The organism is Enterobacter sp. CP102 (genome assembly GCF_025152625.1).
GTDB lineage: Bacteria > Pseudomonadota > Gammaproteobacteria > Enterobacterales > Enterobacteriaceae > Enterobacter > Enterobacter soli.
On the sequence record NZ_CP104014.1, the window covers coordinates 3,048,682 to 3,063,386 of the forward strand.

Below are 14,705 nucleotides of genomic sequence, written 5' to 3' on the forward strand. Positions count from 1 at the left end.
TGCGGATGGCAACCTATCCAGCCAGTTTATTAATTCTGAACGGCAAGAGTGCCGGTAACGATATCCTGCGTCAGGCCGTTGTTAACCTGCGAAACGACGGCGCCTGTATTCACGTTCGTGTCACGTGGGAAAAAGGCGATGCCGCCCGGTATATTGCCGAGGCGTGCGAGCTTGGCGTGGACACCGTGATATCCGGCGGTGGCGACGGGACCATCAACGAAATTGCCACCGCGCTGATTCATCTTGAGACGGCCCAGCGCCCGGCCATGGGCATTTTGCCGCTCGGAACGGCAAACGATTTTGCCACCAGCGCCGGGATCCCGGAGGATTTGGCGAAAGCGCTCCAGCTGGCCATTCTTGGAAAAGCCACTGCTGTGGATATCGCTCTGGTGAATGATAAGACCTGTTTTATCAATATGGCGACGGGAGGATTTGGTACGCGGATCACCAGTGAAACACCGGAAAAACTGAAAGCGGCGCTTGGCGGTGTCTCTTATCTGATCCACGGCCTGATGCGGATGGACACCCTGAAACCGGATCGCTGCGAAATCACCGGAGATGATTTTCACTGGCAAGGGGATGCGCTGGTGATCGGTATCGGCAACGGGCGTCAGGCAGGCGGCGGGCAGCAACTGTGCCCGGGAGCGCTGATTAACGACGGTCTGTTAGAACTGCGTATTTTCACCGGCGACGGGCTATTGCCTGCGCTGTTCACCACGCTTACTCAGCCGCAGGAAAGCCCGAATATTATCGACGGTCAATCGGCCTGGTTTGAGGTGAAAGCCCCGCACGGCATGACCTTTAACCTCGACGGCGAGCCGTTGAGCGGAGAGCGGTTCCGCATCGAAGTTTTGCCTGGCGCGCTACAGTGCCGGTTGCCGCCGGACTGTCAGCTTTTGCGCTGATGGTTTGCCGGGTGGCGCTGCGCTTACCCGGCCTACGCGTTCGGTAATGTAGGCCGGGTAAGGCGTCGCCGCCACCCGGCTAAAGACCGCCCAAACCTAATACACCGCCACCTCCCGCGCCATCTCGCGGCTGTACTGCTGGCTGGCATTCACCAGCATCCGCGTATAGTCGGTTTGGGCCTGCCCGGCCACCAGCTCGTCCACGGTCAGGCTTTCGAGGATTTTACCGTACTGCATCACCGCCACCTTCTGACACAAATGTGCAATAACGCCTAAATCGTGCGTCACCATCAGGTAGGTCAAATTCGACTCCCGCTGCAACTCCGCCAGCAGATTCAGGATCTCCGCCTGGACCGACACGTCCAGCGCCGAGGTTGGTTCGTCCAGCAACAGCACCTGCGGCTCCAGAATCAGCGCTCTGGCTATCGCCACCCGCTGGCGCTGCCCGCCGGAAAGCTGATGCGGATAACGGTCGCGAAAGGCCCGGTTTAACCCCACCTTATCCAGCAACGTATGAATACGTCTGTCGCGATCTTTTATGCCGTGGATCTGCAGCGGCTCTTCCAGAATATCGCCAATGGTATGACGCGGATGGAGCGAGCCGTACGGATCCTGAAACACCATCTGCACCCGCCGACAGCGTTCCTGGCTGATACGTTTTTCCAGCGGCTTACCGTCAATCGCCAGCTCGCCGTCCCAGTGAGTGAACAGCCCGGCCAGGCATTTGAGTACCGTGGTTTTACCCGAACCGGACTCCCCTACCAGACCGTAAATCTCGCCCTCTTTCACGCTAATATTTACGTCATCCAGCACCTGATTTCGCTTCTCTCCCTCGCCGAATGCCAGGTTGAGGTGTTTAATCTCGATCATCTCTGCTCCTTACTCGGTGAGCCAGCTGGCCTGACGCTGCAGGACCGGCAGCGTCGGGCGGCGATGGTTGATTTCCGGCAGCGCGCTGATTAAGCCCTGCGTATAAGGGTGCTGCGCATTGTGCAAATCTTTCGCCGCAATGGACTCCACCACGCGCCCGGCGTACATCACCAGCACCCGGTCGCAGAAACTGCGCACCAGGTTGATGTCGTGGCTGATAAAAATCAGCCCCAGACCGCGGGACTGCACCAGATCGTCTAGCAAACCCAGCACCTGCAAGCGCACCGACACGTCCAGCGCCGAGGTCGGTTCGTCGGCAATGACCAGCTCCGGGTCAGTTATCAGCATCATCGCAATCATGATGCGCTGCCCCTGCCCGCCGGAAATCTCATGCGGATAGAGGTGATACACACGCTCCGGCTGACGAATACGCACCACGTCGAGCATCTCCAGCACTTTGGCTTTCGCCTCCGCTTTACGCCCCGGATGGTGAGTCAGCCAGGCTTCAGCAATCTGGTCGCCCACGCACACCACCGGGTTGAGCGAGTATTTCGGGTCCTGCATGATCATCGAGATCCGCTTGCCACGAATGGCGCGCATTTGCGCCTCACTCACGCTCCGCAAATCGACATCGCCAAACTGCATCCGCGTAGCACTGATTTGCGCTTTCGCCGGATGCAGGCGCAGCAGTGCCCGCCCGACGGTGGATTTCCCGGAACCGGATTCGCCGACAATCGCCAGCTTTTCACGCCCGAGCTGGAAAGAGACACCGCGCACGGCGTGAGTCACTGCCCCGCCGTTGATAAAATCGACGTGGAGATCGCGCACGTCGAGCAAAGGGTTATTCGCTGCGAGGATCGAGGATGTCACGTAAGCCATCTCCTAAGAAGTTAAACGCCAGGCTGTTAATCAGAATTGCCAGCCCCGGAATAGTCACCACCCACCAGCACTCCATCATGTAGGTGCGGCCGCTTGAAATCATCGCCCCCCACTCTGGCTCCGGCGGCTGTGCGCCAAGGCCGAGGAAACCCAGCCCTGCCGCGGTCAGGATGATCCCCGCCATGTTCATGGTGATACGGATAATCACCGACGGCAGGCACAGCGGCACGATATGGCGCCACAACACGCGTACCGATGAAGCCCCCTGCAAACGCACGGCGGAGATAAAATCAGCCTGCCGCAGGGAAAGCGTTTCGGCACGCGCCAGGCGGGCAATCGGCGGCCAGGCGGTCAGCGTAATGGCGATAACCACGTGCTCCAGCCCGGGCCCGAGCGCCGCCACAAACGCCAGCGCCAGCACCAGGCTTGGGAAGGAGATAAAAATATCGGTGACGCGCATCAGCACCGCATCCACCTTGCCGCCAAAATAGCCAGCGGCCACACCCAGCAGTAGCCCCAGCGGCCCCACGGTGACGGAGACCAGCAGCACGATATAGAGCGTGATGCGCGAGCCATACACCAGGCGGCTGAAGATATCGCGGCCAAACTCGTCGGTGCCGAACCAGTGCTGCGCATTCGGTGCAACCAGCGCATTGTTCAGGTCCTGCACCAGCGGGTTATAGGGCGCAATCAGCGGCGCAAAAGCTGCGACAATCAACAGCAGCAGGATAATGCCGCCGCCAATAGCGGTGAGCGGATTGCGCGCCATTTTGCCGATAAAACCAGCGGCACGGGCAAACGCGCGTTTGATACGCTGGCGGCCTTCAGACTGCCCGGCTCCCAGCGGCGTATCCAGAGAAACGGTCATGATTTCGTCCTCGGGTCAAAGAGTTGATAAAGCATGTCGGAGAGCAGGTTGAGCATCACAAAGATAATGCCCACCAGCAGCACGCAGCCCATTACCGCATTCATATCGCCGAGCAGCAGGCTGCCGGTGAGATACGAGCCAAAGCCTGGCCAGGAGAAGACGGTTTCAATCAGCACCGCCCCTTCCAGCAGCGAGCCGTAGGCCAGCGCGACAACCGTCAGCAACTGTACGAGGATGTTGCGAAACGCGTGATTCCAGATGACCTGGCGCTCGGTTAAGCCTTTTACCCGCGCGGTGATGATGAACTCCTGCGACAGCTGCGCCAGCATAAAGCTGCGGGTCATACGGCTGATGTAGGCCAGCGAGTGAAAACCGAGCAGCGAAGCCGGCAATACCAGGTGGTTAATGGCGTTCCAGAACACCGCACTGTTTCCGGCCAGCAACGCATCGATGGTCATCAGCCCGGTGCGACGCGGAACTACCCCGTCCAGCCCCAGATCCAGACGCCCTGCACCGCCTACCCAGCCAAGCCAGGCGTAGAACAGCAGCAGGCCCATCATCCCCACCCAGAAAATCGGCGTGGAGTAACCTGCCAGGCTGATGATACGCACCACGTAATCGGAAATGCTGTTGCGACGCGCCGCCGCCAGCACGCCCAGCGGGATGCCAAGACCTGCGCCGACGATAATCGCCATCGTTGCCAGCTCCAGCGTGGCCGGGAAGACGCGCAGGATATCTGCCGTCACCGGTTTGCCGGTCAGCAACGCATTGCCTAAATCACCGTGCAGCAGGTTATTCAGGTAAATGCCAAACTGGGTCAGCAATGATTTATCAAACCCCAGCTGGTGATACACCTGCTGATAGGTGCTGTGGTCGGCATCCGGGCCGACTATCGCCAGCACCGGATCGACAGGCATTACGCGGCCGATGAAAAAGGTCAACAGCAGCAGGCCAAACAGCGTAATGACGACCTGCGTCAGCCGTTTTGAGAAGCGCCGGGTACGGGAGCCGGGCGCGAGGATCGCCACACTCATTGTTCACCTCCGGTTTTGTAGACTTCACGCAGGAAGGTGGTGGCCGACGGGTGCGACTGGAAGTTTTTCACCTCGTTGCGCACCACCACGGAATCCACCATTTGTGAGAGCGGGATCATCGCCGGGATCAGCGCGTCGTAACGCACCTGGATCTGCTGGTAATCGGCTACCTGTTTTTGCGGATCGCGCTCCAGCAGAGCTTTATCGATCATCTCGTTGAGCGGTTTATCGTAGAAACTGGTGCGCCAGCCCTGGAAATTGGTCAGCCGGGCTTCATCGCTGTTGTCCGGGTTGTAGACCAGCGCGCGCAGGCTGGAGTGCGGATGTGGCTCAACCCCGCTGCCGCCGCGCCCCACCAGCATGTCGAACTTACGCTCGCGCATGGCACCGTAAATCTGGTTGCCGGTGCCGGTGATGATTTTGGCGTTGATCCCCGCCTGCATCAGGGTGGACTGCACGGCGATGGCAATATTGAGGAACGGCTGATCCGCCAGCACGCGCAGGGTGGTATCGAATCCGTTCGGGTAACCCGCCTCTGCCAGCAGCTTTTTGGCGCGCGGAATATCAAGCCTGTAGCCAGGGTCCGGCAGCGTGGACGGCATCCCCGCTTTGATCGGACGCTGGTGTAGCACGCCGTAACCTGGCATCAGCGCTTTATTGATGCCCTGATAGTCAATCAGATAGCGCACGGCCTCGCGCACTTTGGCGTTGGCGAAATGCGCCTCTTTCATGCTCATCGCCACATAGTAGACCGTGCCTTTCTGTACCGCTTCAACGGTGAGCTGCGGGTCTTTACGCAGGGCATTGATGTCCGCCACCGCCATGTTGTTGGCAATGTCGAGGTCGCCTTTTTCAATCATCAGACGCAGGGTTTGCGACTCCTGAAAATGGCGCAATACCACGCGGCTCATCTTTGGCTCGTCACGCCAGTAGTGCGGGTTACGCTGCATCCTCAGCACATCTTTCGCCTGCCAGGTTTCCAGCATAAACGGGCCAGAGCCTGCTTCGTTGGTGGTGAGCCAGCGGTTGCCCCAGTCGTTGTTGGCGGCGTGCTGCTGCACGGTTTTGCTGTCGAGCACGCCCAGGTTACCCAGTGCGCCAAGGGAGTAGATCACCAGCTGCGGGTCATTGGCTTTAGGCAGGACGATTTGTACGGTGTAATCATCCGGGGCGCTGACCTGTTTATCGATATTTTTCTTGCTGAAACCGTAGGACTTCCACACCGATGCCTGGGCAAGGTTAAGGTGCAGCAGGCGGCGCATCGACCAGACCACATCTTCCGCCGTCAGCGGATTGCCGGAGTGGAATTTCACGTCGTCGCGCAGGTGGAAAGTCAGGGTTTTACCGTCCGGGGCAATATCCCAGGACTTCGCCAGCGCCGGCCTGACGTTGGTGAGTTCGTTCGGATCCAGCTCTACCAGGGAATCGTAGAGGTTAACCACAATGCCGACCACTTCGTTACCGGTCATTGCCGCCGGGTCAAGCGTCAGCAGGTTGTTCATATTCATACCGATGATGAGCTGGTCTGGCGGCGTTTTTGCGTACGCCGCGCCGCTCCCCATCATCAGCGCGAGCGCGAGTAAACACGCTCCGGCCAAGGGAGTTCGTTTCATGTATATATCGCCTGTAGGGTACGTTTTTATCTGTCAGTCGTGGCTGACGGTATTGGCTTCGATATATGCAAAATTAATGTCTTCGCCCAGTCCCGGGCGGGTCGGCAGGCTGACCATGCCGTTTTCATCCATCGGGTCGACCAGGCTGTTGAGGTACGCCGCCGGTTCGTCGTAGTCGAGGAACGGGTGCAGCAGGCCACGCTCGTACCAGCGGCAGTTTTTGATTGCGCCGATCACCGCCAGGCTTGCCGCGCCGTTACCGTGAACTTCGCAGTCCATCCCGAACGACTCGGCCAGATGCGCCACTTTCAGGGTTGGGGAGATGCCGCCCACGCCGTTTGCCCCGGCACGCAGGATGTCGCACGCCCCGGCTTTGACCCAGTCCGCACGGCTGTGGTGTTTTCCGCCCAGGCTTTCCGGCCCGATAATCGGGATCGACAGGTTTTCCGCCAGCCATACGTAGGAGGCCATGCTCTCTTCTTCCATTGGCTCTTCAAACCAGGCGAAGTTGAGTTTTTCCAGCTCTTTACCGATGTAGAGCGCTTCCGCACGGCTGTACCAGTGGTACCCGTCGATCATCAGGTCAATATCCGGGCCGACGGCTTCACGCACAGCAGCACAGGCTTTGACGTCCATTTTCGGGTTTGGGGCGAAGGAAACCGGCGGCATCCAGGTGTGCAGCTTGATGGCCTTATACCCACGTGCCACCAGCTTTTCGGCAAAACTGGCGTACTCTTCCGGAGTCGACAACCCACCGGGCAGATCGTCGCCGCACATGGTGCTGCCATAGGCCGGGACTTTGTCACGGTAGCCTCCCAGCAATTTCCAGACCGGCACGTTGAGTTTGCGACCAATGAGATCCCACAGCGCCTGTTCTACGAAGCCCAGCGCACGCTCGGTCAGCTGATGTGCACTGCCGCGCTGCCAGTGCGCCAGATCCTGCCAGATGCGTTCGCGGTTGAACGCGTCCTGCCCGACCAGCACTTTGCGAAAGAAGGTATTGACCACAAAGGGACGCACCACTTCCGGCGGCGCGAAGGAGTACCCTTTGGTGCCATCGTCTGCCGTGATGGTCAGCATCGCCATTTTGGCCATGCTTTCCGGCCCCGGATGCGAATGCCCGGCGCTGTCGGAAACCCGACGCGTCGGGTACTGGAAGACGGTGACGTTTACAGATTCTATTTTCATTATCAGTCCTTAACACTACAGAGGTTCAGAGCGATTTTGTAATTTGAAAAGCTGTTTCGAAACTAACTTTAAGCGCAAAATTCGTCCGCTGCCTTAGACAAATTCCGCTAAGCATCGGCCATTTTTTGTGCATATGCACGGGAAGGAGTGACAGTTTTCACAAAAGGGATCTGAAATGTGATGTCGATCGGGACGGGTGTTTGAATGAAATGAAATGTTATTTCGAATTGAGTTGGATGGTGTCTGATGCCCTCATGCCAGCCCTCTCCCTGTGAGAGAGGGCGAAGTCAGAGATTATGCTATGGTCACTTTGCTATCCAGATACACATCCTGAACCGCATTAATCAGCTTCACGCCGTCGGCCATCGATTTCTTAAACGCCTTACGGCCGAGGATCAGCCCCATGCCACCCGCGCGTTTATTAATAACCGCTGTACGTACCGCGTCTGACAGATCCGTTTCACCGCCTGCCGCACCGCCGGAGTTAATCAGCCCTGCGCGGCCCATATAGCAGTTCGCCAGCTGGTAGCGCACAAGATCGATCGGATTATCGGTGGTCAGTTTGCTGTAAACACGGTCGTCGGTATAACCGAAATTCACCGCCTTATAGCCGCCGTTATTCTCGGCCATTTTCTGCTTCACGATATCTGCGCCAATGGTCGCCGCCAGATGGTTTGCCTGGCCGGTCAGGTCGGCGGAGACGTGGTAATCCACACCGTCTTTCTTGAACGCGTTGTTTCGCAGATAGGCCCACAGCACGGTCACCATTCCCAGCTCATGCGCACGCTCAAAGGCGGCTGAAATCTCTTCAATCTGACGACGAGACTGCTCAGAGCCAAAATAGATGGTCGCTCCAACCGCCACCGCCCCCATGTTGAAGGCCTGCTCAACGCTGGCATACAGCGTCTGGTCATATTCGGTTGGGTAGCTCAGGGTTTCGTTGTGGTTCAACTTCACCAGGAAAGGAATGCGGTGCGCGTAACGGCGGGACACCGAGGCCAGCACGCCGTAAGTCGACGCGACACAGTTGCAGCCCGCTTCAATCGCCAGCTCTACAATGTTCTTCGGGTCGAAATAGAGCGGATTCGCCGCGAAGGATGCCCCCGCAGAGTGCTCAACGCCCTGGTCAACCGGCAGAATGGACAGATACCCGGTTCCGCCCAGACGCCCGGTGTTGTAGAGCGTCTGCATGTTTCGCAGAACGGCTGGCGGGCGGTTGTTGTCTATCATCACGCGGTCGACATAGTCGTGACCGGGCAGATAGAGATGGTCGGCTGGAATGGTCATACAACGATGCTGTAAAAGGCTGTCGGCGTCTTTGCCAAGCAACTGCGCAATATCAGTCATAGTGATGCTCCCGTAATTCCGACGTCGTGTCGGTGAGTGATATCCAGACCCACATTTTTGCGGGCAGACTAAGCCTGGTACTGACTTAACAGATTTTCCACCAGCCGGGATTTTTTTCAGCACAATCTGCTGGCTCGATTCGTGTACAACAAAAATGTTACATCGATCAAACAATCACCACAAAGGTATTTAAAAGGTATTATTGAATGGTATGTTAAAGGAGTACCCTCTCTGACATGCAGGATTAAACAATGAAAACGAAAGTCCAACTGTCATTCATGATGTTTGTTGAATGGTTTATCTGGGGCGCGTGGTTTGTGCCGCTGTGGCTGTGGCTGAGTAAAAGCGGCTTTAGCGCCGGGGAAATCGGCTGGTCTTATGCCTGTACCGCGATCGCCGCGATCCTCTCGCCGATCCTTGTCGGCTCACTGACCGACCGCTTCTTTGCCGCCCAGAAAGTGCTGGCGGTGCTGATGTTTGCCGGTGCCGTACTGATGTACTTCGCCGCGCAGCAAACCCAGTTCGCCACCTTCTTCCCGCTGCTGCTGGCATATTCCCTGACCTATATGCCCACTATCGCCCTGACCAACAGTATCGCCTTCTCTAACGTGGACGATGTTGAGGCCGATTTCCCGCGTATCCGCGTGATGGGCACTATCGGCTGGATCGCCTCCGGCCTGGCCTGCGGTTTTCTGCCGCAGATGATGGGCTATAACGATATCTCGGACACCAATATCCCGCTGCTGATGACCGCCGCCAGCTCCGCGCTGCTCGGCGTGTTTGCGCTGTTCCTGCCGAATACGCCACCGAAGAGCACCGGCAAACTGGACATCAAAGTGATGCTGGGGCTTGATGCGCTGATCCTGCTGCGCGACAAGAACTTCCTGGTGTTCTTCTGCTGCTCGTTCCTGTTCGCCATGCCGCTGGCGTTTTACTACATCTTCGCCAACGGTTATCTCACCGAAGTGGGCATGAAAAACGCCACCGGCTGGATGACGCTTGGCCAGTTCTCTGAAATCTTCTTTATGCTGGCGCTGCCGTTCTTCACCAAACGCTTTGGTATTAAGAAGGTATTGCTGCTGGGGCTTATCACCGCCGCCATCCGCTACGGCTTCTTTGTTTACGGCGGCGCAGAGCAATACTTCACTTACGCCCTGCTGTTCCTCGGCATTCTGCTGCACGGGGTGAGCTATGACTTCTATTACGTGACCGCGTACATCTATGTCGATAAAAAAGCGCCCGCGCATATGCGTACTGCCGCACAGGGCTTGATCACGCTGTGCTGTCAGGGCTTTGGTAGCCTGCTGGGTTACCGCCTGGGCGGCGTGATGATGGAAAAAATGTTCGCATACAAAGAGCCGGTGAACGGGCTGACCTTCAACTGGGCCGGAATGTGGGCATTTGGTGGGATCATGATTGCCGTGATCGCCGTGATGTTTATGCTGTTTTTCCGCGAATCGGATAAAGAGATCACCGCAATTGAGGTGGTTGATGGCGATACCGCGCTGACACAAGGGGAAGTTAAATGAAACACGAACGTGTTCTCGGTGCTCTTTACGGGCAGGCGTTAGGGGATGCGATGGGGATGCCATCGGAACTGTGGCCAAGAAGTCGTGTGAAAGCCCACTTCGGCTGGATAGACCGCTTCTTACCGGGGCCGGCCGAGAACAACGCGGCCTGCTATTTTGACCGGGCAGAGTTTACCGATGACACCTCAATGGCGCTGTGCCTGGCCGATGCGATTATCGAATGCGACGGGCAGATCAATGCGGATGTCATCGGCAGACATATTCTGCACTGGGCCGAATCATTCGACGCGTTTAACAAAAACGTACTTGGCCCAACGTCCAAAATCGCGCTGAATGCCATCCGCGATGGTAAACCGGTGAGTGCGCTTGAGAACAACGGCGTAACCAACGGCGCGGCCATGCGCGCATCCCCGCTAGGATGTTTGCTGCCCGCCACCCGTCTTGAACACTTTGTCGAACAGGTAGCGCTGGCCTCCAGCCCCACGCATAAATCTGACCTCGCGATTGCCGGGGCGGTGGTGATTGCCTGGGCGATTTCACGCGCCATCGACGGCGAGCGCTGGCAGAACATCGTTGATGCCCTGCCCGGTATCGCCCGTTACGCTCAGGAAGCGAAGCCCACCACATTCAGCGCTTCTCTGGCCGCGCGTATCGAACTGGCACTACACACCGTGCGTAATGCAAAAGGGATCGAATCCGCCAGCGAGCAGGTTTATCAACTCGTCGGTGCAGGCACCAGTACCATTGAATCGGTTCCGGCTGCCATTGCGATGGTTGAACTGGCAGGAACCGATCCGAATCGCTGCGCCATTTTATGTGCCAACCTGGGCGGTGATACTGACACCATCGGGGCGATGGCAACGGCCATCTGCGGCGCGCTGCATGGCGTGCAGGCGATTGATCCGGCGCTTAAGGATGAACTCGATGCCGTTAACCAGCTCGACTTTGGTCATTACTGCGCAAAATTACTGCACTACCGGGAGCAAAGGGAGGGCGTATGACGTCAGATTTTGCCCGTCACCTTGAGACATTACAGGCTACACGCCCGGTAACGGTGCTGGGTGCGGCAGTGATTGACGTCATTGCTGATGCCTACGCCCTGCCGTGGCGCGGGTGTGATATCGAGCTCAAACAGCAGGGCGTGAACATTGGTGGCTGTGCGCTGAACATTGCCATTGCGCTGAAACGGCTTGGCATTACCGCGCAAAACGCATTGCCCGTCGGCCACGGCGTATGGGCGGACATCATCCGTAACGCAATGGCAAAACAGGATCTGCACAGTGCGGTGGAAGCCGAAACGGGCGACAACGGCTGGTGTCTGGCGCTGGTCGAGCCTGACGGGGAACGCACGTTTATGTCGTTCAGCGGCGTGGAAAACCAGTGGCAACAACCCTGGCTGGATGCGCTCGACGTACCGCCCGCAAGCCTGGTGTATTTATCCGGCTACCAGCTGGCGTCACCCTGCGGCGAGCTGCTCACGACATGGCTGGAAGGTCTGCACAACGTGACGGCGTTTATCGACTTTGGCCCGCGCATTGCCGATATCCCCGATACGCTGATGGCGCGCATTATGGCGTGTCAGCCTATTGTGTCGCTTAATCGCCAGGAGGCAGAGATTGCCGCCGAAAGGTTTGGCATGGATCCGGAGTCATTAGGCGCGCACTGGCAAAAGCGGTTCGCCTCTGCGCTGATCGTGCGTCACGATAAAGACGGCGCAGGGTATTTTAACGGGGACGATAGCGGGTATGTTCCGGCCTTCCCTGCCACGGTGGTGGACACCATCGGCGCAGGCGATAGCCATGCGGGCGGTACGCTTGCCGGGCTGGCGGCGGGATGGAGCCTGGCCGATGCGGTGCAGCTTGGCAACGCGGTCGCAGCGTGGGTGGTCAGCCATCGGGGCGGTGATTGCGCCCCTACGCGGGACGCGTTACTCCTCGCACACAAAGACGTATAGATCGCTTCGGCAATAGCTGATGCTGTACTCAATGGGCCGGTGTTGTTGGTCAAGCGCAACCTGCTTTATCACCAGCACCGGTATTTTATCGTCCATTTTGATATGTGCCTGAAATTCGCTGTCCGGCATCCGGGCGCTGACGCGGGAACGGGTGCGCTGCGGGAAAATATTCTGGCTGCGGAAATAATCGTACAGCGAAATACCAATCGCATCCGGGTCGTGAATTAATCCTGCCGGAACCCAGGACTCCTCAATCGACACGGCGTCATCATCCACGTAACGAATACGCTTAAGTAAGAAGACATCGCTTTGCGGCGCAAGTGACAGCTGGCTGGCGACCTCTTCCGGACATTTCACCACTCGCTTATTGACCCACAGCGTATTGGGCTTTTTCCCGCGTAACACCACCTGCTGAGAAAATCCGCGCGCCTCTTTGAGGGAATATTCAAAGATATTATTAATTTGCGTGCCGTAACCCCGGGCGCGCGTGACCACGCCCTCTTCTTCCAGCGCTTGCATCGCCTTACGCACAGTGATGCGCGACACCCCGGTCAGCTGGCTCAGATCGCGTTCGCCCGGCAAAATATTCCCGTGCTCCAGCACGCCGCTGCGCACGGCATTTTTGACCGTTTCGGCAAACTTAAGGTACAGCGGCGTGTTGTCCGGCGCGGCGATCCGTTCGTTAAGCTGCTCGATTAACCGGGTATGCGCTTGTTCCATCTGTGTTTTCTCAGGCGTGGTGTTTACTGCCAGTATACGGCTTACCACCATGCATGAAAATGATGAACCGGCCCAATACCGTGACCCACTTCCAGAGTATCGGCTTTTGCCAGCGCCGCAGAGAGCCAGGTTTTGGCTTCCTGCACCGTATCTGCCCAGGAATTATGTCGCGGGCGCAGCGCCGCCAGCGCCGCCGAGAGCGTACAGCCCGTACCGTGCGTGTTTTTGGTCTGCACCCGCGGCGCGGTAAAACGCATTTCCCCGTCGCGGGTAAAGAGCCAGTCCGGGCTTTCAACATCATCGAGATGGCCGCCTTTCATCAGTACCGCGCCGCAGCCCATGGCCAGCAGCGCGCTGCCCTGCTCTTTCATTTCGCGTTCATTACGCGCGTGCGGCGCATCCAGCAGCGCTGCGGCTTCTGGCAGGTTTGGCGTGATCAGCGCCACCTGCGGCAGCAGTTTTTGTCGCAGCGTCTCGACAGCAGAAACAGGCAGCAACGGATCGCCGCTTTTGGCCAGCATCACGGTATCAAGCACCACGTTTTGTATCTGGTAACGTTTAAGCCGCTCAGCCACCGCTTCAACAATATCTGTCTCCGCCAGCATCCCGATTTTTGTGGTGTCGATGCGCACATCGCTGAACACCGAGTCCAGCTGTGCTGCGACAAAATCAGGCTCAATGCGATAAACCGACTGCACGCCACGCGTGTTTTGCGCCACCAGAGCAGTGATCACCGAGCAGCCATAGGCCCCCAGCGCCGAGAAGGTTTTCAGATCGGCCTGAATACCCGCGCCGCCGCTTGGGTCAGTGCCGGCAATGGTCAGTGCATTAATCCGCTTCATGCCTGTTCCTCCAGGGTGTAAAGCGCATCGAGAAACGCACTGGCAAAGCTGCCGGGACCGCGGGAATGTTGAATGGCGACCGTTCCTGCGCGCTTCATAAACCCACAGGCTGCTGCCACGTTATCCAGCCGGTCACCCGGCAATGAACAGCTGGCAGCCACCACCGCCGAAAGCGCGCATCCGGTTCCCACAACGCGTGTCATCAGCGGATCACCCCCTGTAACCGTATGGGTTCGCAGCCCGTCAGTGACGTAATCGACTTCCCCTGTGACCGCCACGATGGCGTTGGTCTGTCGCGCCAGCGCCTGCGCCGCGGGCAGTGCGCTTGCGGCCGTATCGGTGGTATCAACGCCACGGCCACCGGCGCTCATTCCGGCAAGCGCCAGAATTTCCGAGGCATTACCGCGAATAGCAGCAGGTTTGAGCGCGAGGATTTGATGGCAAAAACGGGTGCGGAACGTGAGCGCGCCGACCGCAACCGGATCCAGCGTCCAGGGTTTACCTGCGGCAACGGCACTCTCTATCGCCCGGCGCATCGACTGCGCGCGCGGGGCGGTCAGTGTGCCGACATTAATCAGCAGCGCGTCTGCAAAGGCGGCGAACTGTTCAGCTTCTTCCTCTTCAATGACCATCGCCGGAGAGGCGCCAAGCGCCAGCAGCACATTAGCGGTAAAGGTTTGCACGACATCGTTGGTCATGCAGTGCGTGAGCGGGGAACGGGTTCGGAACTGATGTAAAACGTGTAAGTCGAGCAGGTCAGGCTGCATGATTTCGCTCCTGCCTTGCGTGAAGAAGCGATGACCGGGAAGGCATCTGACTTCCCTACGCTGGCATTATCCAGATCAGGTAATACGGGTATTTCTCAGCCTTCACAAAGAAGGGCACCCCGAGTCAAATTACACAAAATGCTGTAACAGGGGCAGACTAAGGTAAGCGACACGTAATAGCAAGCCCTG

14 protein-coding genes and 1 riboswitch are annotated in these 14,705 nt (G+C 58.0%); of the genes, 4 read left to right on the top strand and 10 right to left on the bottom strand.

All coding sequences use genetic code 11. The features are described 5' to 3' along the window. The first annotated feature begins 5 nt into the window (after positions 1-5). Complete coding sequence (gene yegS / locus N1249_RS14430; RefSeq protein WP_259830357.1) at positions 6-905, top strand: lipid kinase YegS; 900 nt, start codon at positions 6-8, stop codon at positions 903-905. Positions 906-1,001: 96 nt separating this feature from the next. On the opposite strand, the gene N1249_RS14435 is transcribed toward yegS, so the two are convergent. The 7 genes from N1249_RS14435 to fbaB all read right to left on the bottom strand — a co-directional run bounded on the left by N1249_RS14435 (position 1,002) and on the right by fbaB (position 8,704). Further along, on the bottom strand, positions 1,002-1,775 hold the full coding sequence (locus N1249_RS14435) for an ABC transporter ATP-binding protein (RefSeq protein ID WP_259830359.1): 774 nt from the start codon (positions 1,773-1,775) through the stop codon (positions 1,002-1,004). Positions 1,776-1,784: 9 nt separating this feature from the next. Continuing rightward, entirely contained in the window at positions 1,785-2,645 is an 861-nt protein-coding gene (locus tag N1249_RS14440) for an ABC transporter ATP-binding protein (RefSeq protein ID WP_259830360.1), read from the bottom strand. Further along, the gene (locus N1249_RS14445; RefSeq protein ID WP_259830362.1) at positions 2,617-3,522 is read right to left on the bottom strand and encodes an ABC transporter permease; all 906 of its coding nucleotides are present in this window, start codon (positions 3,520-3,522) and stop codon (positions 2,617-2,619) included. Before N1249_RS14445 ends, N1249_RS14440 begins: the two co-directional genes overlap by 29 nt. After that, complete coding sequence (locus N1249_RS14450; RefSeq protein WP_259830364.1) at positions 3,519-4,556, bottom strand: ABC transporter permease; 1,038 nt, start codon at positions 4,554-4,556, stop codon at positions 3,519-3,521. The genes N1249_RS14445 and N1249_RS14450 overlap by 4 nt, the downstream gene beginning before the upstream one ends. Further along, positions 4,553-6,169, bottom strand: a complete 1,617-nt coding sequence (locus N1249_RS14455; RefSeq protein WP_259830366.1) for an ABC transporter substrate-binding protein — start codon at positions 6,167-6,169, stop codon at positions 4,553-4,555. The genes N1249_RS14450 and N1249_RS14455 overlap by 4 nt, the downstream gene beginning before the upstream one ends. Positions 6,170-6,202: 33 nt before the next feature. After that, complete coding sequence (locus N1249_RS14460; protein ID WP_259830368.1) at positions 6,203-7,357, bottom strand: mandelate racemase family protein; 1,155 nt, start codon at positions 7,355-7,357, stop codon at positions 6,203-6,205. Positions 7,358-7,651: 294 nt separating this feature from the next. Continuing rightward, positions 7,652-8,704 (bottom strand): class I fructose-bisphosphate aldolase, encoded by a 1,053-nt coding sequence (gene fbaB, locus N1249_RS14465; RefSeq protein ID WP_014070977.1) that lies wholly within the window; start codon positions 8,702-8,704, stop codon positions 7,652-7,654. A 251-nt stretch (positions 8,705-8,955) separates the two neighbouring features. On the opposite strand from fbaB, the gene N1249_RS14470 reads away from it, so the two are divergent. From N1249_RS14470 to N1249_RS14480, 3 genes are read left to right on the top strand one after another with little or no spacing between them, the layout of a single operon-like run. After that, on the top strand, positions 8,956-10,233 hold the full coding sequence (locus tag N1249_RS14470; RefSeq protein ID WP_014070978.1) for a nucleoside permease: 1,278 nt from the start codon (positions 8,956-8,958) through the stop codon (positions 10,231-10,233). Next, the gene (locus N1249_RS14475; protein WP_259830372.1) at positions 10,230-11,234 is read left to right on the top strand and encodes an ADP-ribosylglycohydrolase family protein; all 1,005 of its coding nucleotides are present in this window, start codon (positions 10,230-10,232) and stop codon (positions 11,232-11,234) included. The genes N1249_RS14470 and N1249_RS14475 overlap by 4 nt, the downstream gene beginning before the upstream one ends. Continuing rightward, positions 11,231-12,187 carry a PfkB family carbohydrate kinase gene (locus tag N1249_RS14480; RefSeq protein WP_259830374.1) on the top strand — a complete coding sequence of 319 codons (957 nt, stop codon included), beginning with the start codon at positions 11,231-11,233 and terminating at the stop codon, positions 12,185-12,187. Before N1249_RS14475 ends, N1249_RS14480 begins: the two co-directional genes overlap by 4 nt. Here N1249_RS14480 and N1249_RS14485 read toward each other — a convergent pair. Genes N1249_RS14485 through thiM form a run of 3 tightly spaced genes read right to left on the bottom strand, consistent with a single transcriptional unit; the run spans position 12,161 to position 14,516 of the window. Further along, positions 12,161-12,907: a GntR family transcriptional regulator gene (locus tag N1249_RS14485; protein WP_259830376.1), complete on the bottom strand. Its 747-nt coding sequence runs from the start codon at positions 12,905-12,907 to the stop codon at positions 12,161-12,163. The two genes, N1249_RS14480 and N1249_RS14485, sit on opposite strands and share 27 nt — an antisense overlap. 41 nt (positions 12,908-12,948) lie before the next feature. After that, positions 12,949-13,749 (bottom strand): bifunctional hydroxymethylpyrimidine kinase/phosphomethylpyrimidine kinase, encoded by an 801-nt coding sequence (gene thiD / locus N1249_RS14490; RefSeq protein WP_259830383.1) that lies wholly within the window; start codon positions 13,747-13,749, stop codon positions 12,949-12,951. Then, positions 13,746-14,516, bottom strand: a complete 771-nt coding sequence (gene thiM, locus N1249_RS14495; protein WP_259830385.1) for a hydroxyethylthiazole kinase — start codon at positions 14,514-14,516, stop codon at positions 13,746-13,748. The genes thiD and thiM overlap by 4 nt, the downstream gene beginning before the upstream one ends. A 35-nt stretch (positions 14,517-14,551) precedes the next feature. Further along, positions 14,552-14,648: riboswitch (TPP riboswitch) on the bottom strand. Positions 14,649-14,705: the final 57 nt, after the last annotated feature.

Coding starts and splice junctions, on each gene's coding strand:
- yegS (WP_259830357.1), top strand. CDS start 6: ATGGCAACCTATCCAGCCAGTTTATTAATTCTGAACGGCAAGAGTGCC.
- N1249_RS14435 (WP_259830359.1), bottom strand. CDS start 1,775: ATGATCGAGATTAAACACCTCAACCTGGCATTCGGCGAGGGAGAGAAG.
- N1249_RS14445 (WP_259830362.1), bottom strand. CDS start 3,522: ATGACCGTTTCTCTGGATACGCCGCTGGGAGCCGGGCAGTCTGAAGGC.
- N1249_RS14450 (WP_259830364.1), bottom strand. CDS start 4,556: ATGAGTGTGGCGATCCTCGCGCCCGGCTCCCGTACCCGGCGCTTCTCA.
- N1249_RS14455 (WP_259830366.1), bottom strand. CDS start 6,169: ATGAAACGAACTCCCTTGGCCGGAGCGTGTTTACTCGCGCTCGCGCTG.
- N1249_RS14460 (WP_259830368.1), bottom strand. CDS start 7,357: ATGAAAATAGAATCTGTAAACGTCACCGTCTTCCAGTACCCGACGCGT.
- fbaB (WP_014070977.1), bottom strand. CDS start 8,704: ATGACTGATATTGCGCAGTTGCTTGGCAAAGACGCCGACAGCCTTTTA.
- N1249_RS14470 (WP_014070978.1), top strand. CDS start 8,956: ATGAAAACGAAAGTCCAACTGTCATTCATGATGTTTGTTGAATGGTTT.
- N1249_RS14475 (WP_259830372.1), top strand. CDS start 10,230: ATGAAACACGAACGTGTTCTCGGTGCTCTTTACGGGCAGGCGTTAGGG.
- N1249_RS14480 (WP_259830374.1), top strand. CDS start 11,231: ATGACGTCAGATTTTGCCCGTCACCTTGAGACATTACAGGCTACACGC.
- N1249_RS14485 (WP_259830376.1), bottom strand. CDS start 12,907: ATGGAACAAGCGCATACCCGGTTAATCGAGCAGCTTAACGAACGGATC.
- thiD (WP_259830383.1), bottom strand. CDS start 13,749: ATGAAGCGGATTAATGCACTGACCATTGCCGGCACTGACCCAAGCGGC.
- thiM (WP_259830385.1), bottom strand. CDS start 14,516: ATGCAGCCTGACCTGCTCGACTTACACGTTTTACATCAGTTCCGAACC.